General features: G+C 69.5%; 25 protein-coding genes and 2 riboswitches. Of the genes, 19 read left to right on the forward strand and 6 right to left on the reverse strand.

The genetic code is table 11. From position 1 onward, the window contains the following. Positions 1-96: 96 nt before the first annotated feature. The 3 genes from OEL49_RS16615 to dbpA all read left to right on the forward strand — a co-directional run bounded on the left by OEL49_RS16615 (position 97) and on the right by dbpA (position 4004). Complete coding sequence (locus OEL49_RS16615; protein ID WP_287875772.1) at positions 97-1785, forward strand: sensor domain-containing diguanylate cyclase; 1689 nt, start codon at positions 97-99, stop codon at positions 1783-1785. A gap of 300 nt (positions 1786-2085) precedes the next feature. Then, positions 2086-2574: a hypothetical protein gene (locus OEL49_RS16620; RefSeq protein ID WP_287875774.1), complete on the forward strand. Its 489-nt coding sequence runs from the start codon at positions 2086-2088 to the stop codon at positions 2572-2574. 8 nt (positions 2575-2582) lie between these two features. Beyond that, on the forward strand, positions 2583-4004 hold the full coding sequence (gene dbpA, locus OEL49_RS16625) for an ATP-dependent RNA helicase DbpA (protein ID WP_287875776.1): 1422 nt from the start codon (positions 2583-2585) through the stop codon (positions 4002-4004). Between the two features lie 9 nt (positions 4005-4013). Here dbpA and OEL49_RS16630 read toward each other — a convergent pair whose 3' ends face one another. From OEL49_RS16630 to OEL49_RS16645, 4 genes are all read right to left on the reverse strand, one after another. Continuing rightward, positions 4014-4556, reverse strand: a complete 543-nt coding sequence (locus tag OEL49_RS16630) for a YgjP-like metallopeptidase domain-containing protein (protein WP_287875778.1) — start codon at positions 4554-4556, stop codon at positions 4014-4016. Positions 4557-4574: 18 nt separating this feature from the next. Next, positions 4575-5897, reverse strand: coding sequence for an OprD family outer membrane porin (locus tag OEL49_RS16635; protein WP_287875780.1), 1323 nt, complete (start codon positions 5895-5897; stop codon positions 4575-4577). Positions 5898-5905: 8 nt separating this feature from the next. Further along, entirely contained in the window at positions 5906-7300 is a 1395-nt protein-coding gene (locus OEL49_RS16640) for a diguanylate cyclase (protein ID WP_287875782.1), read from the reverse strand. Between the two features lie 255 nt (positions 7301-7555). Next, positions 7556-8425: an acyl-CoA thioesterase gene (locus tag OEL49_RS16645; RefSeq protein ID WP_287875784.1), complete on the reverse strand. Its 870-nt coding sequence runs from the start codon at positions 8423-8425 to the stop codon at positions 7556-7558. A gap of 167 nt (positions 8426-8592) precedes the next feature. Next, positions 8593-8809, reverse strand: a riboswitch (cobalamin riboswitch). A gap of 69 nt (positions 8810-8878) precedes the next feature. After that, positions 8879-9092: riboswitch (cobalamin riboswitch) on the forward strand. Positions 9093-9228: 136 nt separating this feature from the next. Between OEL49_RS16645 and OEL49_RS16650 the strand changes: the two genes are divergently transcribed. The 15 genes from OEL49_RS16650 to cobA are packed head-to-tail and all read left to right on the forward strand — an operon-like array spanning position 9229 to position 20981. After that, entirely contained in the window at positions 9229-9906 is a 678-nt protein-coding gene (locus OEL49_RS16650) for an energy-coupling factor ABC transporter permease (protein WP_014237971.1), read from the forward strand. Beyond that, complete coding sequence (locus OEL49_RS16655; protein ID WP_287875786.1) at positions 9903-10274, forward strand: energy-coupling factor ABC transporter substrate-binding protein; 372 nt, start codon at positions 9903-9905, stop codon at positions 10272-10274. The genes OEL49_RS16650 and OEL49_RS16655 overlap by 4 nt, the downstream gene beginning before the upstream one ends. After that, positions 10268-10999, forward strand: a complete 732-nt coding sequence (gene cbiQ, locus OEL49_RS16660) for a cobalt ECF transporter T component CbiQ (protein WP_130458702.1) — start codon at positions 10268-10270, stop codon at positions 10997-10999. Before OEL49_RS16655 ends, cbiQ begins: the two co-directional genes overlap by 7 nt. Continuing rightward, entirely contained in the window at positions 10996-11835 is an 840-nt protein-coding gene (locus tag OEL49_RS16665) for an energy-coupling factor ABC transporter ATP-binding protein (RefSeq protein ID WP_287875789.1), read from the forward strand. The genes cbiQ and OEL49_RS16665 overlap by 4 nt, the downstream gene beginning before the upstream one ends. Positions 11836-11848: 13 nt before the next feature. Next, positions 11849-12652: a precorrin-4 C(11)-methyltransferase gene (cobM, locus tag OEL49_RS16670; RefSeq protein ID WP_014237975.1), complete on the forward strand. Its 804-nt coding sequence runs from the start codon at positions 11849-11851 to the stop codon at positions 12650-12652. A gap of 9 nt (positions 12653-12661) precedes the next feature. Further along, positions 12662-13672, forward strand: coding sequence for a sirohydrochlorin chelatase (locus tag OEL49_RS16675; RefSeq protein WP_287875791.1), 1011 nt, complete (start codon positions 12662-12664; stop codon positions 13670-13672). A gap of 3 nt (positions 13673-13675) precedes the next feature. Beyond that, entirely contained in the window at positions 13676-14356 is a 681-nt protein-coding gene (locus OEL49_RS16680) for a precorrin-8X methylmutase (RefSeq protein ID WP_026687354.1), read from the forward strand. After that, on the forward strand, positions 14346-15539 hold the full coding sequence (locus OEL49_RS16685; RefSeq protein WP_287875795.1) for a cobalt-precorrin-5B (C(1))-methyltransferase: 1194 nt from the start codon (positions 14346-14348) through the stop codon (positions 15537-15539). The genes OEL49_RS16680 and OEL49_RS16685 overlap by 11 nt, the downstream gene beginning before the upstream one ends. Then, the gene (gene cbiE / locus OEL49_RS16690) at positions 15532-16824 is read left to right on the forward strand and encodes a precorrin-6y C5,15-methyltransferase (decarboxylating) subunit CbiE (protein ID WP_287875797.1); all 1293 of its coding nucleotides are present in this window, start codon (positions 15532-15534) and stop codon (positions 16822-16824) included. The genes OEL49_RS16685 and cbiE overlap by 8 nt, the downstream gene beginning before the upstream one ends. 2 nt (positions 16825-16826) lie before the next feature. Continuing rightward, the gene (gene cobI / locus OEL49_RS16695) at positions 16827-17627 is read left to right on the forward strand and encodes a precorrin-2 C(20)-methyltransferase (RefSeq protein WP_287875799.1); all 801 of its coding nucleotides are present in this window, start codon (positions 16827-16829) and stop codon (positions 17625-17627) included. Between the two features lie 28 nt (positions 17628-17655). Continuing rightward, positions 17656-18441, forward strand: a complete 786-nt coding sequence (locus OEL49_RS16700) for a cobalamin biosynthesis central domain-containing protein (RefSeq protein WP_287875802.1) — start codon at positions 17656-17658, stop codon at positions 18439-18441. Beyond that, the gene (locus tag OEL49_RS16705) at positions 18438-18845 is read left to right on the forward strand and encodes a cobalamin biosynthesis protein (protein ID WP_014237982.1); all 408 of its coding nucleotides are present in this window, start codon (positions 18438-18440) and stop codon (positions 18843-18845) included. The genes OEL49_RS16700 and OEL49_RS16705 overlap by 4 nt, the downstream gene beginning before the upstream one ends. Before the next feature lie 41 nt (positions 18846-18886). After that, complete coding sequence (gene cobJ, locus OEL49_RS16710) at positions 18887-19882, forward strand: precorrin-3B C(17)-methyltransferase (RefSeq protein ID WP_287875804.1); 996 nt, start codon at positions 18887-18889, stop codon at positions 19880-19882. Continuing rightward, complete coding sequence (locus OEL49_RS16715; RefSeq protein ID WP_287875806.1) at positions 19879-20217, forward strand: (2Fe-2S) ferredoxin domain-containing protein; 339 nt, start codon at positions 19879-19881, stop codon at positions 20215-20217. Before cobJ ends, OEL49_RS16715 begins: the two co-directional genes overlap by 4 nt. Beyond that, a complete protein-coding gene (gene cobA, locus OEL49_RS16720; RefSeq protein ID WP_287875808.1) occupies positions 20214-20981 on the forward strand; it encodes a uroporphyrinogen-III C-methyltransferase in 768 nt (255 codons plus the stop codon). The genes OEL49_RS16715 and cobA overlap by 4 nt, the downstream gene beginning before the upstream one ends. 13 nt (positions 20982-20994) lie before the next feature. On the opposite strand, the gene OEL49_RS16725 is transcribed toward cobA, so the two are convergent. Together OEL49_RS16725 and OEL49_RS16730 are read right to left on the reverse strand one after the other, a co-directional pair. Continuing rightward, the gene (locus OEL49_RS16725; RefSeq protein ID WP_287875809.1) at positions 20995-21276 is read right to left on the reverse strand and encodes a YkgJ family cysteine cluster protein; all 282 of its coding nucleotides are present in this window, start codon (positions 21274-21276) and stop codon (positions 20995-20997) included. A gap of 5 nt (positions 21277-21281) precedes the next feature. After that, complete coding sequence (locus OEL49_RS16730) at positions 21282-22175, reverse strand: patatin-like phospholipase family protein (protein WP_014237987.1); 894 nt, start codon at positions 22173-22175, stop codon at positions 21282-21284. A 107-nt stretch (positions 22176-22282) separates the two neighbouring features. On the opposite strand from OEL49_RS16730, the gene aat reads away from it, so the two are divergent. Next, positions 22283-22999, forward strand: a complete 717-nt coding sequence (gene aat / locus OEL49_RS16735) for a leucyl/phenylalanyl-tRNA--protein transferase (RefSeq protein WP_152088991.1) — start codon at positions 22283-22285, stop codon at positions 22997-22999. Positions 23000-23002 lie beyond the last annotated feature (3 nt).

The following is a 23002-nucleotide window of genomic DNA, read 5'->3' on the forward strand; positions in this document are numbered from 1 at the left end:
TTCCTGCCTAGCCGAGCGATCTAGACCATGATCCAATAAGCGCACTCGGCCACCAGCCTACCCAGACATCCCATGCTTGTTACTGGACTGCAAGCCATGTCGCTCCTACCGGACAGTTTCAGAAACCGCCTCACCCTGCTGTTGATCGGACTGGCCCTGCTGGTGGGTCTGCCGACCTACATCTACCTGGACCACGTCTATGCCGCCCGGCTGATCAGGGACCGGGGGGAAGCCCTGCGGGACCTGGCCTCCGCCGTGGCCGCCGTGCTCGGCGAAAACCTGCGGGAGCGGCAGCGGGAAATCGAACTGCTGGCCCAGACTCCCCTCTACCGCCGCACCCCCCTGGACAGCCCCGACTTCCAGGCCAGCCTGGAGCGGGTTCAGGAATCCTATCCCCAATATTCCTGGATCGGCCTGGCCGACCCCCAAGGCACGGTGCGGGCCGCCACCGGCAAGCTACTGGTGGGCAAGAGTGTGGCCCAGCGTCCCTGGTTCATCAACGGACTGCAGGGCCCCTTCTTCGGCGACCTCCACGAAGCCCTGCTGCTGGCCAAGCTGCTGCCTCCGACCGAAGGCCAGGGGCCAGTGCGCTTCATCGACTTCGCCTCGCCGGTGTTCGACGAGGCCGGCCAGGTGCGCGGGGTCCTGGCTTCCCATGCCCACTGGCGCTGGGCCGCCGAAGTGGTCCAGGTGATGACACCCCACGACGCGGCCACCAACGCCCTGGATATATTCATCGTCAACCAGGACAACGTGGTGATCTATCCCGACGGCCAGGACAAAACCCTCCTGGCCCCGGACAAGGCAGCCTTCAATCCTCAGTCCTACACCACCGATGGCTGGGGCGATGGCATCTCGTACCTGGCCGCCACGGCCCCGATACGGGAGTTCATCGCTGGCCAGAGCCTGGGTTGGCGGATTGTGGTGCGCCAGCCCACGGCCCGCACCCTGGCCGATGTGAGGGACCTGCAGCGGGTGGTGCTCCTGGCCCTGGTCGGTGCCACCGCCCTGTTCCTGGTGCTGTCCTGGTGGAGCGCCTCCCGTTTCAGCCGTCCCCTGGAACGCCTGGCCGCGCTGGCCCACCGCATCGAGGCGGGGGATGAAAAGACCCGGCTGGAAGTGGCCGACGCGCCCCAGGAAATCCGTGGCCTGGCCGCGGCCCTGCAGGACATGGCCGACGCCCTGCTCAGCCACCAGGAGGCCCTGGCCCAGAGCAACGCCCAGCTGGAAGAGAGAGTGACCGAGCGCACCGCCGCCCTGGCCCAGGCCAATGCGGAACTGTACCAGCTGGCCCGGCGGGACGCCCTCACCGGCCTGGCCAACCGCTTCGCCGCCAACGAGCGCCTGCAGGACGAATTCCTGCGCATGAGGCGCCATGGCGGCAGCTACGGCCTGCTGATGCTGGACATCGACTTCTTCAAGCGCATCAACGACACCCTGGGCCATGCCGGCGGCGACGAAGTGCTGCGCCACGTAGCGGCGACGCTGCGCACCCTGGTGCGGGAGAGCGATTTCATCGCCCGGGTGGGCGGCGAGGAATTCATGGTCCTCCTGCCCGAAAGCAGCCTGGCCGACGCCGCCCGGGTGGGGGAGAAAATCCGCGCCGGCATCGCCGCCAGCCAGCCCCCCATCGACCGCCAGGTCACGGTCAGCGTCGGCGTTGCCCTGGCCACGCCGGAGCAGGAAGACATGGACGAGGCGGTACGCCAGGCCGACGCCCAGCTCTACCGGGCCAAGGAAGAAGGACGCAACCGGGTCGCCGGCGGGCCGCAAAGCGCCGCCTGAAACCCTGTCCATCATGCCAGGGGCCAGGCTGGAGGCGGGCCCTGGCACTAGCACCCTGCTCCGGGCCAGGGGTGGTCCGCAGCGGCGGGCATCAGGCCCAGCGCCCGCCCACGCTTCAGTGACAGGGCATGGACCCGGCGGATGCCCGTCCGGCGCGGCCCGGCGGGCAGGTGGTGAGAGAAGCAGCGCCAATTCCGCCCCGCCGCCGACCAGCCGATTCGCCCTTTCCCCCGCCAGCCGTTAAACTCTCACCCCCGCCCGGGAACCCCATCGGTCAGCCCGGCACTGCAAAGGCCCGCCATGAAACAGATCCACGACATCGACACCCTCCTCCTGCTCGCCCTGGGCATTGCCGCCAAGCGCCGCCCAGCCGAACTGCTGGAGATCATGGCCGCCATCGATTTCCTGCAGGGCAACATCCCCAGCGAGGCCAAGCTGAGCGAGGCCTTCGCCCGCCTTTCGGGCCTGGGCCTGGTCCTGGCCGAAGACGGCGGTTTCCGCCTGAGCCCGGCGGCCGAGGAGATGGTCAGCAACCTGCCGAAGAAGGGCGAGGCCGAAGAGCGCCTCTTCCGCGTCAAGGACAACCTGTCCACCTTCAAGCCCGAAGGCGAACACGCCGCCGTGGCGGTGGCCGCCGACGACATCAAGGCCGCCATTCAGGCCCACCGGGAAGCCGGCAAGGGCGGCGCCAAGAACCTGCTGATGCCCAAGCCCAAGCCCGTGGAAGACAAGCCCCGCCCCGGCCAGCGCCAGCGCAAGCCGGCCCCCAAGGCCCGGCGCCGGAGCTGAAGCACCCCATGAGCGACGCCCCCACTTCCCCCGATGCCGAGCTGAACGCTGCGGCCGACCTGTCCTTCGCCAGCCTGCCCCTCTCCGCCGGCCTGCTGGCCACCCTGGAACAGCTGGAATACCGCAGCATGACGGCCATCCAGGCCGCCAGCCTGCCCCTGGCCCTGGCCGGCCACGACCTCATCGCCCAGGGCAAGACCGGCAGCGGCAAAACCGCCGCCTTCGGCCTCACCCTGCTCAGCCGCCTGGACCCGCGCCGCCTGGAAATCCAGGCCCTGGTGCTGTGCCCCACGCGGGAACTGTCGGAGCAGGTGACCCAGGAACTGCGCCGCCTGGCCCGGGGCGAGGAGAACGTGCGCATCCTCACCCTCTGCGGCGGCAGCCCCATGAAGCCCCAGATCACCAGCCTGGAGAACGGCGCCCACATCGTGGTCGGCACTCCGGGCCGCCTCATGGACCACCTGGAACGGGGCAGCCTGAGCCTGGCCGCCCTCAACACCCTGGTGCTGGACGAGGCCGACCGCATGCTGGACATGGGCTTCCACGACGCCATCGCCTGGGTCGCCCGGCGCTGCCCGGCGGAACGCCAGACCCTGCTCTTCTCCGCCACCTATCCGCCCGGCATCGCCGAGCTGGCCCAGCGCTTCCTGCGCCAGCCGAAGGAAGTGAAGCTGGCGGAACAGCACGAAGGCAGCAAGATCCGCCAGCGCTTCTACGAGGTGAAGCACGAGGAACGGCTGCAGGCCGTGTGCACCCTGCTCAAACACTACCGCCCGGCCAGCACCCTGGCCTTCTGCAACACCAAGCAGCAGTGCCGGGACCTGGTGCAAGTGCTGCACGGCCAGGGCTTTTCCGCCCTGACCCTGAACGGGGACCTGGAACAGCGGGAGCGGGACCAGGTGCTGATCCAGTTCGCCAACCGCAGCTGTTCCGTGCTGGTGGCCACCGACGTGGCCGCCCGGGGCCTGGACATCGCCCAGCTGGAAGCGGTGATCAACGTGGACGTGACGCCGGACCCGGAAATCTACATCCACCGCATCGGCCGCACCGGCCGCGGCGAGGAGGACGGCTGGGCCCTGAGCCTGTGCAGCCCGCGGGACCGGCGCCGAGTGGAGACCATCGCCCAGATGATGGGCATGGAGCCGGAATGGCACACCCTGGGCAGCCTGCAGAGCGGCAACGAGGCGCCCCTGGTGCCGCCCATGGCCACCCTGCTGCTGCTCGGCGGGCGCAAGGACAAGCTGCGTCCCGGCGACGTCCTCGGCGCTCTCACTGGCGAAGCCGGCTTCGCCAAGGAACAGGTGGGCAAGATCACCGTCACCGAGCAGGTCACCTATGTGGCCGTGGCCCGCAACATCGCCCGGGAGGCGGTGCGCAAGCTGGCCAAGGTCAAGGGCAAGAGCGTCAAGACCCGCCTGCTGGAAAACTAGGCCGGGGCTTTATTCCGGCGAAGAGGGCGAGGCGGCGGCCCACAGGGGCGCACCGCCCTGTTCCAGGTAGCAAAGGTAGGTGCGCAGGTCGAATTCCAGCTGGTGGTAGTCCGCCTCCATGTGCCGGCACAGCTGGTAGAAGGCCTTGTCGTGCTGCCGCTCCTTGAGGTGGGCCAGTTCGTGGACCACGATCATGCGCAGAAAGACCTCCGGCATCTCCCGGAACAGGGCCGAGACCCGGATCTCCCGCTTAGCCTTCAACTTGCCGCCCTGGACCCGGGCCACCGTGGTGTGGGTGCCAAGGGCGTTGCGCAGGTCATGCAGCTTGCTGTCGAAGGCCACCTTGCTCGGCGTTTCCGCATTGCGCAGATGGCGCCCCTTCAACTCCAGCACGTAGTCGTACAGCGCCCGGTCGGTGCGCACCTCGTGGGCCCGGGGATAGCGTTCCAGCAGCCAGGGCGCCAGCCGGCCCTGGCCGATCAGGTGCTGCACCCGGGCCGTCAGCTCGGCCGGATAGCCGGCCAGATAATCCAAGGGTCGCTTGTTGGTCATGGTGAAAATTGAGGGCCGCTAGAAGTCGTAGCGCAGGCCCAGGGTGAGGAAGTGGTTGTCGTAGCGGGAATGGGCCGAGCTGCGCGCTTCTAGGTGCAGCCGGGCCGAGACCCGGGGCGTCAGCCGGGCCCGGTAGATGAGGCTGTTGGCGATGATGTCGGCACCGGGCAGGATGGCCTCGTCGATGTCCATGCGGGCGTGGCCCAGCAGCAGGCTGTGCTCCGGCAGGCCGTAGGGGCCCAGGTCCAGCAGCAGGGTGGCCTTGCGCAGGCGGCTGCGGGCGATGGCCGACATGGCGTCGTTCTCGGCGTAGAGATAGGGCATCAGCACGAATTCCGGATAGCCGCCCCAGTTGCCGTAGGCCGTCACGGTGCGCTGGTCGCCGCCGAAGCGGTTGGCCATCAGGGCCAGGCTGAGGCCGCTGGGAGCGTGGGCCAGGGTGCCCTTGAGGCCCGCCAGGCCGTAGCTGGCATTGAGGCCGTGGCGGGCCAGGTAGTCGCGGAAGGCACCCACCTCCGACACCCGGTAGGCCTGGCCGTCGATGAGGGCGGTAAAGCCCCGGCCCAGGGGCTGCTTGAAGCGGCCGTCGGCATAGACGGTCTGCAGGGTGTCGCGGCCGTAGTAGTGCCACAGCTGCAGCTTGTGCTCCGCCTCGTAGGCCACCCCCGTCATCCACACGCCCCGGTGGCCGACCACGGTGGAGGGGTCCAGGGTCTCGCCGTTGCGCGCATCCGGCCGGCCCCGGCCGTCCACCAGCAGGGAGGTGTAGGTCTGCTGGGACATGCTGCGGAAATCGGAAAAGCTCACCAGGCCGTCCAGGCCCGACATCTGGCCGACGTAGCCCAGGGTCAGGGTAGTGCCGGGCAGCTCCCGGCTGCTCAGCACGTAGGCGTCGAACAGGTTGGGGATGATGCGGTATTCGTAGCTGTTGATGAGGGGCGACTGGATTTCCTGGCGCCCCAGGGTCAGGCGGCTGCGGCCCCGGCTGTAGATGAGCTGGGCCTCGCCCCACAGGGAATAGGGGCGCTTGTCCAGGCCGAACATGTAGGCGTCGGTCTGGCGCGGATTGTCCCGGGCCAAGCCCAGGTCCTGGGTGGTGTACCAGGCGGCCCGCAGGCGCCAGCCCCGGTAGTCGCCGCTCTCCAGGCCCAGCTTGCCGCCGAAGCCGGCGGTGTTCTGGTTCGGCCGGCCGCCCTTCTTGTCGTCGAAGACGTGCATGGCCTTGCCGTAGCCGAAGAAGGTGGTGCCCGCCAGGGCCTCCGCCCCATCGTCCCCGGCCCGGCCCTGGACCGAGGCGCCCAGGAGGCAGGCCAGGACCAGCAGGCGAAGGCAGCGCCCCACGCCCGCGCCTATTGCCATTCCACCCGGTTGCGGCCCAGGTCCTTGGCCCGGTACAGGGCGGCATCGGCCCGGGCCACGATGTCCTTGGCCTGGTCGTCGGGGCGGTAGGTGGCGACCCCGAAGCTGGCGGTCTTCTGCCGCACCACCGGAAACTCGTTGAGCTCGAACACCCGGCGCAGGTCCTCGGCCAGCACCCGGGCCCCCGCCTCGTCCGTGTGGGGGCAGACCACCATGAATTCCTCGCCGCCCCAGCGGCCTGCCAGGTCCGTCTCCCGGGTGTGACGCTGCAGCAGCCGGGCCACTTCCAGCAGCACCTGGTCCCCCGCCTGGTGGCCGTGGCAGTCGTTCACCAGCTTGAAGTGGTCCAGGTCCAGCAGGATCAGGCTGAAGGGCTGGCCGAAACGCTGGGAGCGCTGGATTTCGCTTTCCAGTACCTCGTCCAGCTTCATGCGGTTGAACAGGCCGGTCAGCTTGTCGGTGACGGAAAGTCGCTCCAGCTCCCGGTTGAGGGCGCTCAGCTTGCGGTTGGAGTAGATGACCACGGCCAGGACGAAGGCGGCCACGGCCAGGCTCTTCCACAGCAGGCTGTAGTCGGTGTGCTGCTCCACCTTGATGGCCACGTGCCGGTTGGCGATGGCCTCCCGCTCCTGGGGCGTCACGGTGCGCACGCCCTTGTCCAGGATGTCCCGCAGCAGGGGTTCGTCCTTGACCACGCCGATGCGCAGCTGGTTGGTGTAGGCGGGAATCTGGCCGGCGATCTTGAGGTTGAACAGGCCTTCCTTGCGGATGGCGTAGGCGGCGACGATGAGGGAGCGCACCGTCAGGTCGGCCTTGCGCTCGGAAACCAGGGAGACGGCCTCCGGCTCGCTGCCGGTGAGGATCACCCGCAGGTTGGGGAAGTCCTTGCGGATGCGCTCCTCCACCATGGTGCCCCGGGGCAGGGCCACGCTCTCGCCGCTGAGGCCGAGGAGGTCGCCGACGAAGGCGTGCTCCTCCCGGGTGACGATGATGTTGGGGTCGGTGAACACGGGAGCGGTGAAATTCAGCCAGCGGTCCCGTTCCGGACTCTGGTTGAGGAAGCTCATGAGCTGGCAGCGCCCGGCCTTGGCGGCGGCCAGGCTTTCGTCCCAGGTCCGCACCGACAGCAGCTCGATGCGCAGGCCGACCCGCTGGGCCACCAGCTGCACCAGGTCGGCGCCGATACCCTCGTGCCGCCCCTGCTCGTTGATGCGCTCGAAGGGCTCCCAGTCCGGATCGACGCACATCTTCACCGACTGCACCCTGTCCAGGTAGGCCTGCTCGGCAGCCGTGAAGACGATGGACGCCGGCTCGGAGGCGACGCCGGGCAGCGGACTCAGGGTAAGGCAGGCGGCGCACAGGGCCAGGGCTGTCTTGAGGGACATGGGGACTAGGCAGGTTGGAGGGATCGTCACTGCCGATGCCCGGGCAGCCTGGGTTGCGGAAGGCGCCATGCCGATCACGGCACGGGCTCCGGCCCATCTTGTTCTGTCGGCAGTATAACGGCCCGCCACCGCTGAATTGGCTCGACTATGTCACACCGCGGTGGGGGGCCGCTGCCCGGCCGGGCAGCCTGCCGCCTGCCGTTCCGGGCCGGAAACCGGGCGCCCGCCCCGACCGGGGCGGGCGATGGCCGGCGCCTAGGCCAGACGCCGCCCCAGGGGCTGGGGCACGGGCACCGGGCGGCCGTCGTAGCCCACCGCCACCATGGTGAGGCGGCCCCGGGTGCACAGGCGGCGCTGGCCGGTGAGCAGGGCCTCGGCGTGCAGCAGCACTTCCACCGTCATGGAACTGTTGCCGATGGCCACCACCCGGGCCGCCAGGTCGGCGATCTCCCCCTCCAGCACCGGCGCGTGGAAGTCGATGCGCTCGGAAGCGGCCATCACCACCGGCATGCGGGCCTGGCGGCTGGCCGCCACCATGGCCGCCTTGCCCAGCCAGGCCAGGGCCTGGCCGCCGAAGAGGCTGCCGTGGTGGTTGGTGTGGCCGGGAAAGACCATCTCCACCATGGCCGTCACCGGGCCGATGCCGGGCAGCTGGGCGAAGCTCTCGTCGTCCTCCTGCAGCGGCGCCCCTGGACCGTCCACCGCCACCAGGGTGAAGTGGGCGGTGGCGCTGGTCTCCCGCAGCCCGGTGGCCAGGTCCTCCGCCGCCAGGGCCACCTCCACCTGCACCGAGCGCCGACCCCGCTGCACCACCCGGCCGGACAGTTCCACCAGGCGCCCCTGGGGAATGGGCTTACGGAAGTCGATGCGGCCGCTGCTGGCGGTGACCATGGGCCGGCGGGTCTCCCGGGTGGCCACCAGGAAAGCCAGCTTGTCCATCATGGCCATGGCGGAACCGCCGAAGAGGGTGCCGTGATGGTTCACCTGTTCGGGGAAGACCACGTCCACCATGAGGGTGGCCTGCTGCTGCCGCGGCGAAGTGGACGAAGTGGGGGCGGGATTGGCTTCTACGGGCTGGGCGGCCGTCCCCACGACGGCGCCGATTTCCATTGCTTCCATGCGCATGCGCAACTCCTTGGATAAAGCGGAGCGGGAGCATCGGAGAAGGGCGAACACCCCGGGCCGCGGCAAAGCGGCTCGGAGCGGCAGGCAGCCGAGAGCGGACAACGATGACAGTCAGGGAATGCGCGCATTTACCTTCCTCAGGGGACACCCCGCCCCAATTAGGATTGATATGAAGTAATGCCGCGGCAGGTCTCCTGACTTGCGGGTCGTCACGTTGCGCCAGCCTTCCCGGCAGTATCGCCAGTGGCAAAGAGTGGAGCGCAACGCTCGCCGCCTACAGTTGCGGGGGCAGTTCCGGACTGGAGTCGGGGCGTCGCCGCCCTGTCTCGCACCGGATTCCCTTTTCATCCCCTGGAGGGGGGAACCGAAGCGGGGCCAGTCTAACCCGCCCCGACCGATTCGCCAAACGCCGCGCCTGGCGCGGCGGATTGCCCAGCCCGGGGGGAGTGGGCTATCATCCGCCCCGATTCAGGTGCCGTGCCTCGCGCTCTGCGGGGACGGTGAAACGGGAAGCCGGTGACTCCAGGGACCACCCAGGACAGTCCGGCGCAGCCCCCGCTGCTGTAAGCCAGACGACGCTGCCTCACGCCACTGTGGTTCATCACGGGAAGGCCGGCAGGGAAGGATGAAGGCAAGCCAGAAGACCGGCCTGACATCACAAGTTGCACCATTCCCCGGGGTGACGGGAACGGTTCTGGTGATTTGCCGCCTCCTCGCTGTTCCATCCGCCGCGGCCCTTTATCCGACCTGCCACAACTCCCCCGCCTGGTGCGCCACCGTCATGCTCGCCGAGGGAGAGACTCATGCACATCATGGAAGGCTTCCTGCCCATCGAACACGCCGTGGGCTGGAGCGTCGCCGCCGCCCCCTTCGTCGCCTGGGGCATCCGTTCCGTGAACCGCCGCATCCGCGAAAATCCCGAGCAGCGCATGCTGCTGGGAGTGGCCGCCGCCTTCACCTTCGTCCTCTCGGCCCTGAAGCTGCCCTCGGTCACCGGCAGCTGTTCCCACCCCACCGGCACCGGCCTGGGCGCCGTGCTCTTCGGCCCTGCCGCCATGGCTCCCATCGGCGCCGTGGTGCTGCTGTTCCAGGCCCTGCTGCTGGCCCACGGCGGCCTCACCACCCTGGGCGCCAACATCTTCTCCATGGCCGTGGTGGGACCCTTCGCCGCCTACGGCATCTTCGCCCTGGCCCGCCGCCTCAAGGCCTCCCTGGCGGTGAGCGTGTTCCTCGCCGCCAGCCTGGCGGACCTGCTCACCTACGTCACCACCTCGGTGCAACTGGCCTGGGCCTTCCCCGATCCGGTGGGCGGCTTTGGCGCCTCCTTCCTCAAGTTCGCCGGCATCTTCGCCCTCACCCAGATTCCCCTGGCCATCAGCGAGGGCCTGCTCACCGTGGTCATCTGCAACGCCCTGGCCCGCTTCAACCCGCAGGAACTGCAGGACCTGGGCGTGGCCCCGGCGCCGGAGGTGCGGGCATGAAGCGCCACCAGAACCTGCTGCTGCTCATCGCTGTGGTGCTGCTGGCGGCCCTGCCCCTGTGGCTGGTGGAACGGCCGGTCGGGCCGGACGGCCAGCCGGCGGAAATCTTCGGCGGCGCCGACAGCGAGGCCCAGGCCCTCATCACCCGCATCGCCCCGGACTACCAGCCCTGGTTCCAGCCCCTGCTGGAGCCGGCCAGCGGCGAGATCGCCTCCCTCCTTTTCGCCCTGCAGGCGGCCCTCGGCGCCGGCTTCATCGGCTATTACCTGGGCTGCGCCCGCACCCGGGAAAAGCTGCGCCGGGAACAACGACGCGGTGAAGCGGCAGCCCGGCGCGAAGACAAGGACCAGGAAGGGCCGGCGTGCTGATCGAGCAGTCGGCCTACGCCAACCGCTGGCGCGGCGTGGCGCCCCAGGCCAAGGGCCTCTTCGCCCTGGGCGGGGTGACGGCCGCCTTCGTCGCCGCCGCCACCCCGGCCGCCGGGCTCGGCGTGGCCGCCCTGCTGGCGGCCGTGACCATCGGCGGCGCCCGGGTATCGCCCCTGCTCTATCTGCGGGTGGCGGCCCCGGCCCTCTTCTTCCTCGCCATCAGCGCCCTCTCCCTGGCCGTCTCCGTGGATGGGGGCGGCCTGCAGGCCACCGCCGCCGGCACCCACCAGGCCGCCGTGGTGGCGACCCGCTCCCTGGGCGCCCTGGCGGCCCTGCTGTTCCTGGTGCTGACCACGCCCCTGAGCGACCTCATCGCCCTGCTGCGCCGCCTGCGCACCCCCGAGGTGCTGCTGGACATCATGGTGCTGTGCTACCGCACCCTGTTCGTCTTCGCCGCCGCCCTGCAGGACATGCGCGCCGCCCAGGCCGCCCGCCTCGGCCACCTGGACCGCAGCCGCCTGCTGCGCAGCCTGGGGCAGATGGCCGCCCACCTCACCCTGCAGGTGTGGCAGCGTTCCCACGCCCTGCACCTGGCGGCCCTGGCCCGCAACAACGACGGTCCCCTGCGCTTCCTCGGCAGCCGCCACCCCCACGCCCGGCGCGATGCCGGCCTGGCCGGCGTGGCCGCCCTGGCCCTGGTGCTGCTCGCCTGGAGCGGCCGGTGAGCGTGCCCCTGCTGCAGCTGGAGGACGTGCACTACCGCTACCCGGACGGCAGCGCGGGCCTGGCCGGCTGTTCCCTGGGCGTTTCCCGGGGCAGCCGCAACGCCCTCATCGGCGCCAACGGCTCGGGCAAGACCACCCTCTTCCAGCACTGCAACGGCCTGCTGCGCCCCGCCGCCGGCCGGGTGCACTACGCCGGCACCCCGGTGGACTACGGCCGGGCCGGCCTGCGCGCCCTGCGCAGCAAGGTGGGCCTGGTCTTCCAGAATCCGGACCGGCAGCTTTTCTCCGCCAGCGTGCGGGAGGACGTCTCCTTCGGCCCCCTCAACCTGGGCCTGGACGAGGCCACCGTCGCCGCCCGGGTGGAAGCCGCCCTGCAGGCCGTGGGCATGGACGACCTGGCCCACAAGCCGGTGCAGAACCTCAGCTTCGGCCAGAAGAAGCGGGTCTGCATCGCCGGCGTGCTGGCCATGGAGCCGGAGCTCTTGGTGCTGGACGAACCCATGGCCGGCCTCGACCAGGCCATGCAGGAGGAACTGCTGGCGGTGCTGGACGGCCTGCACCGCCGGGGCATGACCATCCTCCTGGCCACCCACGACATCCACTTCGCCTACCGCTGGGCCGACCGCATCCACCTCATGGCCGCCGGCCGCTGCTGCGCCAGCTTCGACGCCCCGGCCCTGGCCGGGCACGAGGCCGAGCTGGCCGCCATCGGCCTGCGCCTGCCCTCGGTGATCGGCCTGGAACGGCAGCTGCGGCAGCGCGGCCTGCTCCGCGGCGACACCCCCATCCACAGCTGCAGCGCCCTCCTGGCCCAGCTGCAACAAGAAGACTGCTGAGAAGGAACATGCCATGACCCCAGCCACCCTCGGCAAGATCTGGTTCGTCGGCGCCGGCCCCGGCGACCCGGACCTCATCACCGTCAAGGGCCGCCGCCTGCTGGAACAGGCCGGCGCCATCCTCTTCGCCGGCTCCCTGGTGGACCAGGCGGCCACCCTCTACGCCCCGCCGGGCTGCGAGATCCGGGACTCCAAGGACATGACCCTGGAGGAAATGACCTACTGGCTGCTCCAGGCCAGCCGCCGCCACCAGACCGTGGTGCGCCTGCAGACCGGCGACCCGGGCCTCTACGGCGCCCTGGTGGAAATGACCCGTCCCCTGGACGAGGTGGGCGTGCCCTGGGCCGTGGTGCCCGGCGTTTCCTCTGCCCTGGCCTCCGCCGCTGCGGCCGGCGAGACCCTGACCCTGCCGGAAGTGACCCAGACGGTGATCCTCACCCGGGTCGCCGGCCGCACCCCCATGCCCCCGGGGGAGGAACTGGAGGCCCTGGCGGCCCACCGTTCCACCCTCTGCATCTTCCTTTCCATCACCCTGCTGCACGAGGTGCAGCGCGCCCTGCTGGCCGCCGGCTGGCCGGAGGATGCGCCCATCCTGGTGGTGCAGAAGGCCTCCTGGCCCGGGGAGGAAAAGATCGTGCGCGGCACCATCGCGGACATCAAGAAAAAGTGCCAGGCGGAAAAGATCGCCGCCCAGGCCATGATCATCGCCAGCCCGGCCCTCGGCGCCCGGGACTGGGAGGACATCGCCCGCTCCAAGCTCTACGACCCCAGCTTCACCCACCGCTTCCGCAAGGCCAGCGTGGGCGAGGCCTCCTGAGAAATGCCCATGACCTTCAGTGCCCAAGACACCACCCTGCTCCTGGTCGGCCACGGTTCCCGCAACCGGGACGGCAACAAGGAAATCCTCCATTTCGCCGCCCAGTGGCGGGAACGCCACCCCGGCTGGCGCATCGAGGTGTGCTTCATCGAGCACGCCGAGGTGCTGCTGGATGAGGGCCTGAACCGGGCCGCCGGCAATGCGAAGAAGGTGGTGGTGATCCCCTTCATCCTCAACGCCGCCGGCCACGTGAAAATGGAGCTGCCCCACGCCGTGGAAGAGGCTCGGGCCCGCCACCCCGGTGTGGAATTCCAGGTGGTGCGCCACCTGGGCATGGGCCGGGAGATTTTCGAGGTGCTGCAGGGCCAGCTGGACCGGCTGATGAAGCAGCTGGACATGCCCGACCCCTGCACCACCGGCGTCATCCTGCTCGGTCGCGGTTCGTCGGACGCCGGCGCCAACGGCGAGCTGGCCAAGATGGCCCGCTGGATCTTCGAGGACAACGACCACGAGCTGGTGGACATCGCCTTCACCGGCGTCACCTGGCCCCGGCTGGAAACCGCCGTGCAGCGCCAGGTCAAGCTGGGCATGACCCAGGTGGCCATCGTTCCGGTCTATCTCTTTACCGGCGTGCTCATGGAGCGCATCAAGGCCCAGGCCGAGCGCCTGCAGCGCCAGTATCCCCAGGTGGCCTTCGCCCTGGGCACCCACTTCGGCTTCGACAAGGGCATCTTCGACCTGCTGGACGCCAAGGTGGGCGGCGATGAACTGCCCGAAGGCAGCCTGCTCGAATGCGACGGCTGCAAGTATCGCCTGGCCGCCGAGGACGAGCACCTGCACGACCACAGCCACACCGCCACCCACGACCACAGCCACACCGCCACCCACGACCACGGGCATGAGCATGGCCACACCCACGGCGGCTGCGGCCACCAACATGGGGGCAAACATGATCACGATCATGGTCACGGCCATTGCCATGGGCACAATCACTCCCACGATCATCACTCCCACGGGTAAGCCATGAACCACAACGCCAACGTCGTCACCGAACAGCTCACCGCCGCCGGCCGCGCCATCGAGCACGATTCCTTCGCCATCATCGATGCCGAAGCCGGCCCCCACGCCTACAGCGCCGACCAGTGGCCGGTGGTGCGGCGCATGATCCACGCCAACGCCGACTTCGAATTCAACGGTCTCACCGACTTCCATCCGGCAGCGGTGGAAGCGGGCCTGGCCGCCATCCTCAAGGGCGGCACCCCCATCGTGGCGGACGTGGAAATGATCTGCGTCGGCCTCTCCGCCAGCCGCCTCAAGCACTTCGGCGTCACCACCCACCACTTCATTTCCGACGCCGACGTCATCGCCCAGGCCCAGGCCGAGGACACCACCCGGGCCGTGCAGGCCATGCGCAAGGCCCATCGCCAGGGCCTGCTGGACGGGGCCATCGTCGGCATCGGCAACGCCCCCACGGCCCTCATCGAAGTGGTGCGCCTGATCAAGGAAGAAGGGGCCCGCCCGGCCCTGGTCATCGGCATGCCCGTGGGCTTCGTCTCCGCCGCCGAATCCAAGGACCTGATGGCCGAAGTGCAGGACGTGCCCTGGATCGTCATCCGCGGCCGCAAGGGCGGCTCCACCCTGGTGGTGGCGGCCATCCACGCCCTCCTCGGCGTCGCCGAAGCCCGCCAGCGCAATGCCGCCTGAAGCCGCCAACAGCGCTCCCGTGAACAGCGAAGCGCCGCCGGCCGAGAAGGTCCGCAAGGGCACGGCCAAGCGGGAACGGGGCAACCGCACCGGTTTCACCACCGGCGCCAACTCGGCGGCGGCGGCCGTGGCCGCCACCCAGGGCCTGGTCCAGGGCCAGGTGCCGGACCAGATTTTCTGCCGCCTGCCCAACGGCCAGGAAGTGCCCTTCCAGATCACCGACGGCCGCGTCGAGGGCGAAGGCATGCCCCTGCGGGCCCACGCCGTCAGCATCAAGGATGCGGGCGACGATCCGGACGCCACCCACGGCGCCCACATGACCGCCGACGTGGTGCGCATTCCCGGGGGCGGCGGCCAGGTCATCCTCAAGGGCGGCCCAGGCGTCGGCGTCGTCACCAAGGAAGGCCTGGGCCTGGAAGTGGGCGGCCCGGCCATCAACCCGGTGCCCCGGCGCAACATCAGCGACAACGTGGCCCGGGCCGGTGCTGCCATCCTGGCCGCCGGCGACAGCCTGGAAGTGACCATTTCCGTGCCCGGCGGCGAGGAGATGGCGAAGAAGACCCTCAATGCCCGCCTCGGCATCCTGGGCGGCATTTCCATCCTCGGCACCACCGGCATCGTGCGCCCCTATTCCACCGCCGCCTTCCGCGCCAGCGTGGTCCAGGCGGTGGACGTGGCGGCGCGCCAGGGCCAGACCAGCGTGGTGTTCACCACCGGCGGCCGCACCGAAAAATTCGCCATGAAGCAGTTGCCGCAACTGCAGGAAGCCTGCTTCGTGCAGATGGGGGACTTCGTCAAGGCCGCCTTCCAGAGCGCCATCAAGCGCAAGATGCAGCACGTCTACATCGGCGCCATGGTGGGCAAGCTGACCAAGATGGGCCAGGGCCTGGCCGTGACCCACGCCTGGAAGCAGGAGATCGACCGGGACCTGCTGGCCGCCTGCGCCACCGAAGTGGGCGCCCCCGCCGACCTGGTGGAGGAAATCCGCAATGCCGAGACGGCCCGCTTCGCCGCCGAGCGCCTAGCCCTGCTGGGCCTCACCGTGCCCTTCCATCGGGCCCTGGCCATCCACGCCATGCAGAGCCTGCGGGCCTGCCACCCGGGCCCCTACCAACTCACCGTGCTGGTCTGCGATTTCGAAGGCCAGTTCATCTGTCGCGTCGAAGAGGGCGAAAGTGTCTAAACAACCCTACTGCACCGTCCTCGGCATCCTGGACGACGGCTGGGCCGGCCTGCCGGATTCTTCCCGCCACTGCCTGCAATCCGCCGGCCTCATCGTCGGCGCCGGCCGCACCCTGGCCCTGGTGCAGCCCCATCTGGCCGCCGGCACCACCCTCAAGGACATGGACGGCAAGCTGGGCCAGGTGCCCGGCTGGATTCAACAAGCTACCGCTGACGGCCTGCACACCGTCGTGCTGGCCACCGGCGATCCCCTCTGCCACGGCATGGCCAGCTATCTGGTGGGCAAGCTGGGAGCCGCGGCGGTCACCGTACTGCCCGCCCCCTCCACCCTGCAACTGGCCTTCGCCCGCTTCCAGCGGCCCTGGCAGGACTACCGCATTTCCACCTGCCACACCGCCGATGCGGGCGAGTGGCAGTTCGGCACCACCCCGGAGAACGGCCTCTACAAGCTGATCCGGGCCATCGCCGAGTATCCGAAAGTAGCGGCCTTCACCGGCCCGGACAACAACCCGGCCCGCCTTGCCCGGGCCCTGCTGGCGGCGGGCTACGGTGAAGAGATTCACCTCTCGGTGGCCGCCAAGCTGGCCCTGCCGGAGGAGCAGCTGTTCCCCGACCTTTCCCTGGAACAGGCCGCGGCCATGAGCTTCCCCGACCCCAATGTGGTGCTGGTGGAACGCCAGGAGGCCGACCCGCGGGCCATCTTCGGCTTTGACGACCTGGACTTCGTCCAGCGCCAGCCGGAGAAGGGGCTCATCACCAAGCTGGAAGCCCGGGCCCTGTCGCTGGCCAAACTGGGCTTGAAACCCGACAGCGTGGTGTGGGACATCGGCGCCGGTTCCGGCTCCGTGGGTCTGGAAGCCAGCCGTCTGTGCCGCCACGGCCACGTGTACGCCATCGAGAAAAACGAGGGCGATGCCGCCAACGCCCGGGAAAACGCCCGGCGCTTCCAGGCCACCAACTACACCCTGCGCCACGGCAAGGCCCCGGAAGGGCTGGACACCTGGCCCGACCCGGACGCGGTGTTCGTCGGCGGTTCCGGCGGCGAACTGGCCGCCCTCATCGACCTGATCCTGGGTCGCCTCAAGCCCCATGGCCGCCTGGTGATGAACTTCGTCACCCTGGAAAACCTGGCCACGGCCACCACCGCCCTGGCCGCTGCGGTGGAGAAATTCGGAGCGAACTGGGAGGTGACCCAGCTCCAGGCCTCCCGCAGCCAGCCCATCCTGGACATGCACCGCATGGCCGCACAAAACCCCATCTGGATAGTCTCCGCAAAGAAGAGCTAAACATGACCGACAGAAAATACGGCCGCCTCATCGGCGCCTCCCTGGGTCCCGGCGACCCCGAACTGATCACCCGCCGTGCCTGGGCCGTGCTCAACGGCGACGCCCGCTGGCTCTATCCGGTGAAGAAGGCCGAGGAAAGCTCCTACGCCCTCTCCATCGTCACCCGGGGTGGTCTGGAAGTGCCCGCCGACGCCGAGGAACTGGTGTTCCCCATGACCCGGGACGCGGAGATCCTGACCAAGGCCTGGGCCCGGGCCGCCGCCCGCACCGTGGAACTGCTGGCCGAGGGGCGGGACCTGGTGTTCCTGGTGGAAGGCGATGCCTCCACCTTCGCCACCTTCGGCCACCTGGCCCGGGTGGTGCGGGAACTGGTGCCGGAAGTTGAGGTGGAAACCATCCCCGGCGTCTCCTCCTTTGCCGCCGCGGCCGCCACCACCGGCACCACCCTGGCCGAGGAAGACGAAACCCTGGCGGTGATCCCCGCCGCCTACGGCGTGGAAGTCATCGACCACCTGCTGGACGAATTCGACACCCTGGTGCTGCTCAAGGTGAAGCCCCTGGTGGATGAGGTGCTGGACCTGCTGGAACGGCGCGAGCTGCTGACCACCAGCTGCTTCATCGAAAAGGTCGGTTCCCCCGACGAGCGCATCGTGCGCGACGTGGCTTCCCTCAAGGGCGAGAAGGTGAACTACCTCTCCCTCATGCTGGTGCAGAACCCCAAGCGCCAGCGCGGCGAACTGCGCCGGGGCTGCCGCAAGCGCAAGGCCGAGGCCGCACAGCCCAACGAAACGGCTGCCGCCTGAACAGTTTTGCCCCAACCTAAAAAATAAAATGACCATTCCCCTCCCCTTCCCCAACGAGAGAATCGCCGTCGTCTCCATCACCCGCCACGGCATTGCCCTGGCGGGCAAGGTGGTGGCGGCCTTGCCCGGCGCCCGCCTGTTCGCCCCGGATAAATTCCGGGCCGAGGCGGAAGCCGCAGTTGCCAACACTCCTGGCGCAGCAGCCACCTACAGCGGCAAGACCGGCGACCAGATTCCCGCCCTCTTCGCCAACTTCGACGGCATCGTCGCCATCGTCTCCCTGGGCGCCCTGGTGCGCCTCATCGCCCCCCACCTCAAGGACAAGGAACAGGATCCGGGGGTGGTGGTGGTGGACGAGGCTGGGCGCTTTGCCATTCCCATGCTCTCCGGCCACCTGGGCGGCGCCAACGCTCTGGCCGGCATCCTGGCGGCCAGCCTGGGCGCCACCCCGGTGCTCACCACCGCCTCCGACTCCCGCCAGACCCTGGGCGTGGACCTGCTGGGCCGGGAGCTGGGCTGGACCTTTGAAGCGACCCACGACGAAGTGGTGAAAGCCAGCGCGGCCGTGGTGAACGACGAGCCGGTGGCCCTGGTGCAGGAAGCCGGCAGCCCCGACTGGTGGCCGCGCCACGCCAATGGCCGCAGCGGCCCGGTGCCCGCCAATATCAAGCAGTTCAGCCGCCTGGAAGAGGTGGACCTGGACAGCGTCGCTGCCGTACTGTGGATCAGCCACCGCCCCCTGCCGCCGGAACTGGCGCCCCGCCTGGCAGGCCGCCTGGTCACCTACCGGCCGCCCGTGGAGCAAGGCGCTTGAGCCTGGGCAGCCGCAGAGTGGCGCTGGGCCTGGGCTGCGACCGGGGCACCCCGGAGGCGACCATTGCGCAAGCCGTGCAGGAGGCCCTGGCCGCCGCCGGCCTCGCCCCGGAACAGGTGGCGGCCGGTGCCAGCATCACCCTGAAGGCGGACGAGGTGGGCCTGCTGGGCTTTGCCGAACGCTTCGGCCTCACCCTCACCTTCTACCCGCCGGAAGTGCTGGCCACCGTCCCCGTGCCCAACCCGTCGGAGACGGTGCGCAAGTACACCGGCACCCCGTCGGTGTCGGAAGCCGCCGCCCTGCTGGCCGCCGGCACCGACATGAGCCGGCTGCTGATCGAAAAACACAAGCTGCGGGGTCCGGACGGGCGCAACGCCACCGTCTCCATCGCCCTGCTGCCCTGAGCCCCACAACTGCATTCACTGAATTTCCGAGGAACGATTTCATGACCGACATTCAAACCAACGCCCCGGCCAAGAGCGGCAAGATCATGCTGGTGGGCCTGGGCCCCGGCGCCGTGGAACACATGACCGGCCGCGCCCGGGCCGCCATCGCCGAAGCCGACACCATCATCGGCTACGTCACCTATGTTCGCCTGGTGGCCGACCTGATCGACGGCAAGGAAGTCATCAAGAAGTCCATGACCGAAGAGCTGGACCGGGCCATCGAAGCCCTGGACCGGGCCAAACAGGGCAAGAAGGTGGCGTTGATTTCCTCCGGCGACGCCGGCGTGTACGGCATGGCCGGCCCCACTTTCGAGGTGCTGTTCCAGGCCGGCTGGACACCCGATTCCGAGATCGAGGTGGAAATCGTGCCGGGCGCTTCCGCCCTCAACACCTGCGCCGCCCTGGTGGGCGCGCCCCTGACCCACGACTTCTGCGCCATCTCCCTCTCCGACCTGCTCACCCCCTGGCCCACCATCGCCCGCCGCCTGGATGCGGTTGCCTACGCCGATTTCGTGGTGGCCCTGTACAACCCCAAGAGCGGTCGCCGTACCCGCCAGATCCAGGAAGCCCAGCGCATTTTCCTGCGCCACCGCGATCCCAAGACCCCGGTGGCCATCGTCAAGAGCGCCTTCCGCCCCAAGCAGCGGCTGGAATTCACCACCCTGGAAAAGATGGCTGAGGCCGACATCGGCATGCTGTCCACCGTGCTCATCGGCAACTCCAACACCTTCATCCGGGATGGTCTGATGGTCACGCCCCGGGGCTATGCCAACAAGTACGACGTGGCCGAGGGAGAACGTTCCACCAAGGGCGGCGAGCAGGCCGGCCGCTCCCTTTCCACCGGCCTCAACGGCTGGCTGGAAGCCATCCGCGACAGCGGCAAGAGCGCCGCCGAACTGGCCGTGGAATACCGCCTGCCGGAGGACTACATCGCCGCCGCCCTGGCCGCCGGCCCGGAAGCGGCGGACGAAACCGAAGCCGAGGCGGAAGCATGAGCGAAGTCAGCAAGCCCCGCATCGGCGACTACCGCCGCCACCTGCTGGTGTGCACCGGCCCCCGCTGCACCCAGAACGGCGAGGGCCAGGCCCTCTTCGACTCCCTGGGCGACAAGCTCAAGGCGGCCGGTCTCACCGAGGGCGAGCTGCGGGTCAAGCGTTCCCGGGTCAATTGCTTCGCCGCCTGCAAGGGCGGCCCGGTGATGTGCGTGCAGCCCGACGGCACCTGGTACTACAACGTCACCGCCGACAACCTGGAGCGCATCGTCGAGGAGCACCTGAAGCAGGGCCGCCCCGTGGACGATCTGGTTTTCCACCAGGGGCCCGGCCTGTGAGCCGGGTCTGGTCGGAACAGGCGCCGGGCAGCGTCTCCCTGGTGGGGGCCGGCCCCGGCGATGCGGAACTGCTGACCCTGCGCGCCTGGCGGCGCCTGCAGACGGCGGAAGTGCTGGTCTACGACAATCTGGTGGGCCCGGGCATCGTCGATTTCGCCCCGGCGACGGCGGAGCGCATCTACGTCGGCAAATCCGCCGGCAACCACACCCTGCCCCAGGAAGACATCTGCCAACTGCTGCTGGAGAAGGCCCGGGAAGGCAAGCGGGTGGTGCGCCTCAAGGGCGGCGATCCCTTCGTATTCGGCCGCGGCGGCGAGGAGATGGACGTGCTGCTGCAACAGGCGGTGCCGGTGGAAATCGTGCCCGGCATCACCGCCGCCCTGGGGGCCGGCGCCAGTTTCGGCTTTCCCCTGACCCACCGGGACCATGCCCAGAGCTGCGTCTTCGTCACCGGCCACCTCAAGGACCAGGCCCTGGAACTGAACTGGCAGGCCCTGGCCCAGCCCAACCAGACCCTGGTGATCTACATGGGCATCCACGGCCTGGAACGCATCGCCGCCGGCCTGCAGGGCGCCGGCCTGGCCCCGGAAACGCCGGCGGCCCTGGTCTATCGCGCCACCTGGCCGGAACAGCGGCTCCACACCTGCACCCTGGCCACCCTGGCGGCAACGGCCCGGCGCCACGACATCAGGCCGCCGACCCTGCTGGTCATCGGCAGCGTGGTGGCCCTGGCCGCCCCGGAGCGGCCCTCCGCCCTGGCCTGAGGCCGGCCTTGGGTCAGGCCGGCAGGCCGGCGGCCCGCTGCTCCAGGCAGTCGTAATCCCCCGCCTGGTAGTCGCGGCAGATGAAGGGACGCTGCTCGTAGATGGTGCACAGCATGGTGCGGCGGTCCAGGGCGGCGCACCAGCCATCCTCCAGGCGGTGCATGATCCAGCCGCCCCAGGGGTCCTGCCGGGTCAGGGCTTCGGGCACCTCGTCGTCGCCCCCCAGCAGCATCACCTCCAGCTTGCAGCAGCAGGCCCGGCAGGTGGCGCAGGTGACGTTTTCCTCGGCGGCCACGGCGCTCACCGGATGCCCAGCTTGGCGCGGATCAGGGGCAGGGCCGCCTGGGCCGCCCGCTCCCCTTCCAGGATGGCGTCGTTGCGGGACTTGAAGTCGGTGGAGCCGATGCCCGGAATGTCGGGGCGGATGACGACGTCGGCCTCCTTCATCTCCGCCTGGCCCAGGTGGCTGCCCATGATGGCGAAGGTCTGCAGCAGCACCTCCATGAGGCCGGAAACCTTGCCGTTCTTCGGCTTGCTGGAAATATCCACGGCGATCACCACCTCGCCGCCCATGGCCCGGGCGGCCCGCACCGGCACCGGGCTGACCAGGCCGCCGTCCACGTACTCGCGGCCGTTGATGGTGACCGGCTGGAAGACGCCGGGCACGCTGCTGGAGGCCCGCACCGCCATGCCCGTGTTGCCGCTGCGGAAGGTCACCGCCTCGCCGCTCTTGAGATCGGTGGCGACGGCGGCGAAAGGCTTCTTCAGCCTTTCCATGGGCTGCTGCTTCACCGCCTCGTTGATGAACTTCTGCAGGGCCTCGCCCTTGAGCACGCCCCGATCCGCCAGGGACCAGTCGGTGATGGCCGATTCGTCCAGCTTCATGGCCAGCTTCTGCAGTTCGTAGCCGGAATAGCCGGCGGCATAGAGGGCGCCGACGACGGAGCCGGCGCTGGTGCCGATCACCATGTCCGGCACGATGCCGTGGGATTCCAGGGTCTTGATCACCCCCACATGGGCAAAGCCCCGGGCGGCGCCGCCCCCCAGGGCCAGCACCACCTTGGGCGGCGGATGGCCCACCGCCGTCGCAGCCGCTGCCGGGGCCTCCGTCCGGTCCAGGGTGACGCAGCCGCAAAGCAGCAGGGAAGCGGCCCCCAGGAGGGCGCCAAGGCAGGTACGACGGGCAGAATACATGGAGGTCTCGCAGAATTTTCCCGGGCGCTGGCCCGGGGCAAGGGCCACATTATAATGAGCCCCACCCCGGCCCGCCCTTCCACCTTTGCCTCCGGCTGAAAGCACCCATGCTGCCCTGGCTCACCGCCGCCCACGAATTCCCGCCCCTCGCCACCGCCCTCAGCGAGCCCAACGGCCTGCTGGCCGTAGGCGGCGACCTGGCGCCGGAACGCCTGCTGGCGGCCTACCGGCGCGGCATCTTCCCCTGGTATTCGCCCGGGGAACCGATCCTGTGGTGGAGCCCGGACCCGCGCATGGTGCTGTTCCCCGCCGAATTCAAGGTTTCCCGCTCCCTCGGCCGGACCCTGCGCCGGGGCGGCTACGAGGTGCGCCTGGACACGGCCTTCGCCCGGGTCATCGCCGCCTGCGCCCAGACGCCGCGGCGGGGCCAGCACGGCACCTGGATCGTGCCGGAGATGCAGGCCGCCTACCGCCGCCTGCATGAACTCGGGCTGGCCCATTCGGTCGAAACCTGGGTGGATGGCGAACTGGTCGGCGGCCTCTACGGCATCGCCCTGGGACGCATGTTCTACGGCGAATCCATGTTCTCCTGGCGCAGCGACGCCTCCAAGATCGCCGTCGCCCATCTCGCCCGTTACCTGGAAAGGCTCGGATTCGGCATGGTAGATTGCCAGATGCACACCGCCCACCTGGCCTCCCTCGGCGCCCGGGAAATTCCCCGGGACGATTTCATCGCCCGCCTCGACGCCCTGGTGGCCGCGGGGCCCGCCCCCGGCCCCTGGCCGGCGGCAGATGCAAGCCACCTGTGGCATAGCGCAGCCTGACCG

The organism is Azospira sp. (genome assembly GCF_030247495.1).
Classification (GTDB): domain Bacteria; phylum Pseudomonadota; class Gammaproteobacteria; order Burkholderiales; family Rhodocyclaceae; genus Azospira; species Azospira oryzae.

Bases quoted from the DNA above. Each gene is read 5' to 3' on its own strand.
- cobI (WP_287875799.1), top strand. From the start codon at position 16,827: ATGACCGACAGAAAATACGGCCGCCTCATCGGCGCCTCCCTGGGTCCC.
- OEL49_RS16715 (WP_287875806.1), top strand. From the start codon at position 19,879: ATGAGCGAAGTCAGCAAGCCCCGCATCGGCGACTACCGCCGCCACCTG.
- aat (WP_152088991.1), top strand. From the start codon at position 22,283: ATGCTGCCCTGGCTCACCGCCGCCCACGAATTCCCGCCCCTCGCCACC.
- dbpA (WP_287875776.1), top strand. From the start codon at position 2,583: ATGAGCGACGCCCCCACTTCCCCCGATGCCGAGCTGAACGCTGCGGCC.
- OEL49_RS16630 (WP_287875778.1), bottom strand. From the start codon at position 4,556: ATGACCAACAAGCGACCCTTGGATTATCTGGCCGGCTATCCGGCCGAG.
- OEL49_RS16650 (WP_014237971.1), top strand. From the start codon at position 9,229: ATGCACATCATGGAAGGCTTCCTGCCCATCGAACACGCCGTGGGCTGG.
- OEL49_RS16700 (WP_287875802.1), top strand. From the start codon at position 17,656: ATGACCATTCCCCTCCCCTTCCCCAACGAGAGAATCGCCGTCGTCTCC.
- OEL49_RS16675 (WP_287875791.1), top strand. From the start codon at position 12,662: ATGACCTTCAGTGCCCAAGACACCACCCTGCTCCTGGTCGGCCACGGT.
- cobM (WP_014237975.1), top strand. From the start codon at position 11,849: ATGACCCCAGCCACCCTCGGCAAGATCTGGTTCGTCGGCGCCGGCCCC.
- OEL49_RS16640 (WP_287875782.1), bottom strand. From the start codon at position 7,300: ATGTCCCTCAAGACAGCCCTGGCCCTGTGCGCCGCCTGCCTTACCCTG.
- OEL49_RS16615 (WP_287875772.1), top strand. From the start codon at position 97: ATGTCGCTCCTACCGGACAGTTTCAGAAACCGCCTCACCCTGCTGTTG.
- OEL49_RS16680 (WP_026687354.1), top strand. From the start codon at position 13,676: ATGAACCACAACGCCAACGTCGTCACCGAACAGCTCACCGCCGCCGGC.
- OEL49_RS16655 (WP_287875786.1), top strand. From the start codon at position 9,903: ATGAAGCGCCACCAGAACCTGCTGCTGCTCATCGCTGTGGTGCTGCTG.
- cobJ (WP_287875804.1), top strand. From the start codon at position 18,887: ATGACCGACATTCAAACCAACGCCCCGGCCAAGAGCGGCAAGATCATG.
- OEL49_RS16620 (WP_287875774.1), top strand. From the start codon at position 2,086: ATGAAACAGATCCACGACATCGACACCCTCCTCCTGCTCGCCCTGGGC.
- OEL49_RS16685 (WP_287875795.1), top strand. From the start codon at position 14,346: ATGCCGCCTGAAGCCGCCAACAGCGCTCCCGTGAACAGCGAAGCGCCG.
- OEL49_RS16730 (WP_014237987.1), bottom strand. From the start codon at position 22,175: ATGTATTCTGCCCGTCGTACCTGCCTTGGCGCCCTCCTGGGGGCCGCT.
- OEL49_RS16645 (WP_287875784.1), bottom strand. From the start codon at position 8,425: ATGCGCATGGAAGCAATGGAAATCGGCGCCGTCGTGGGGACGGCCGCC.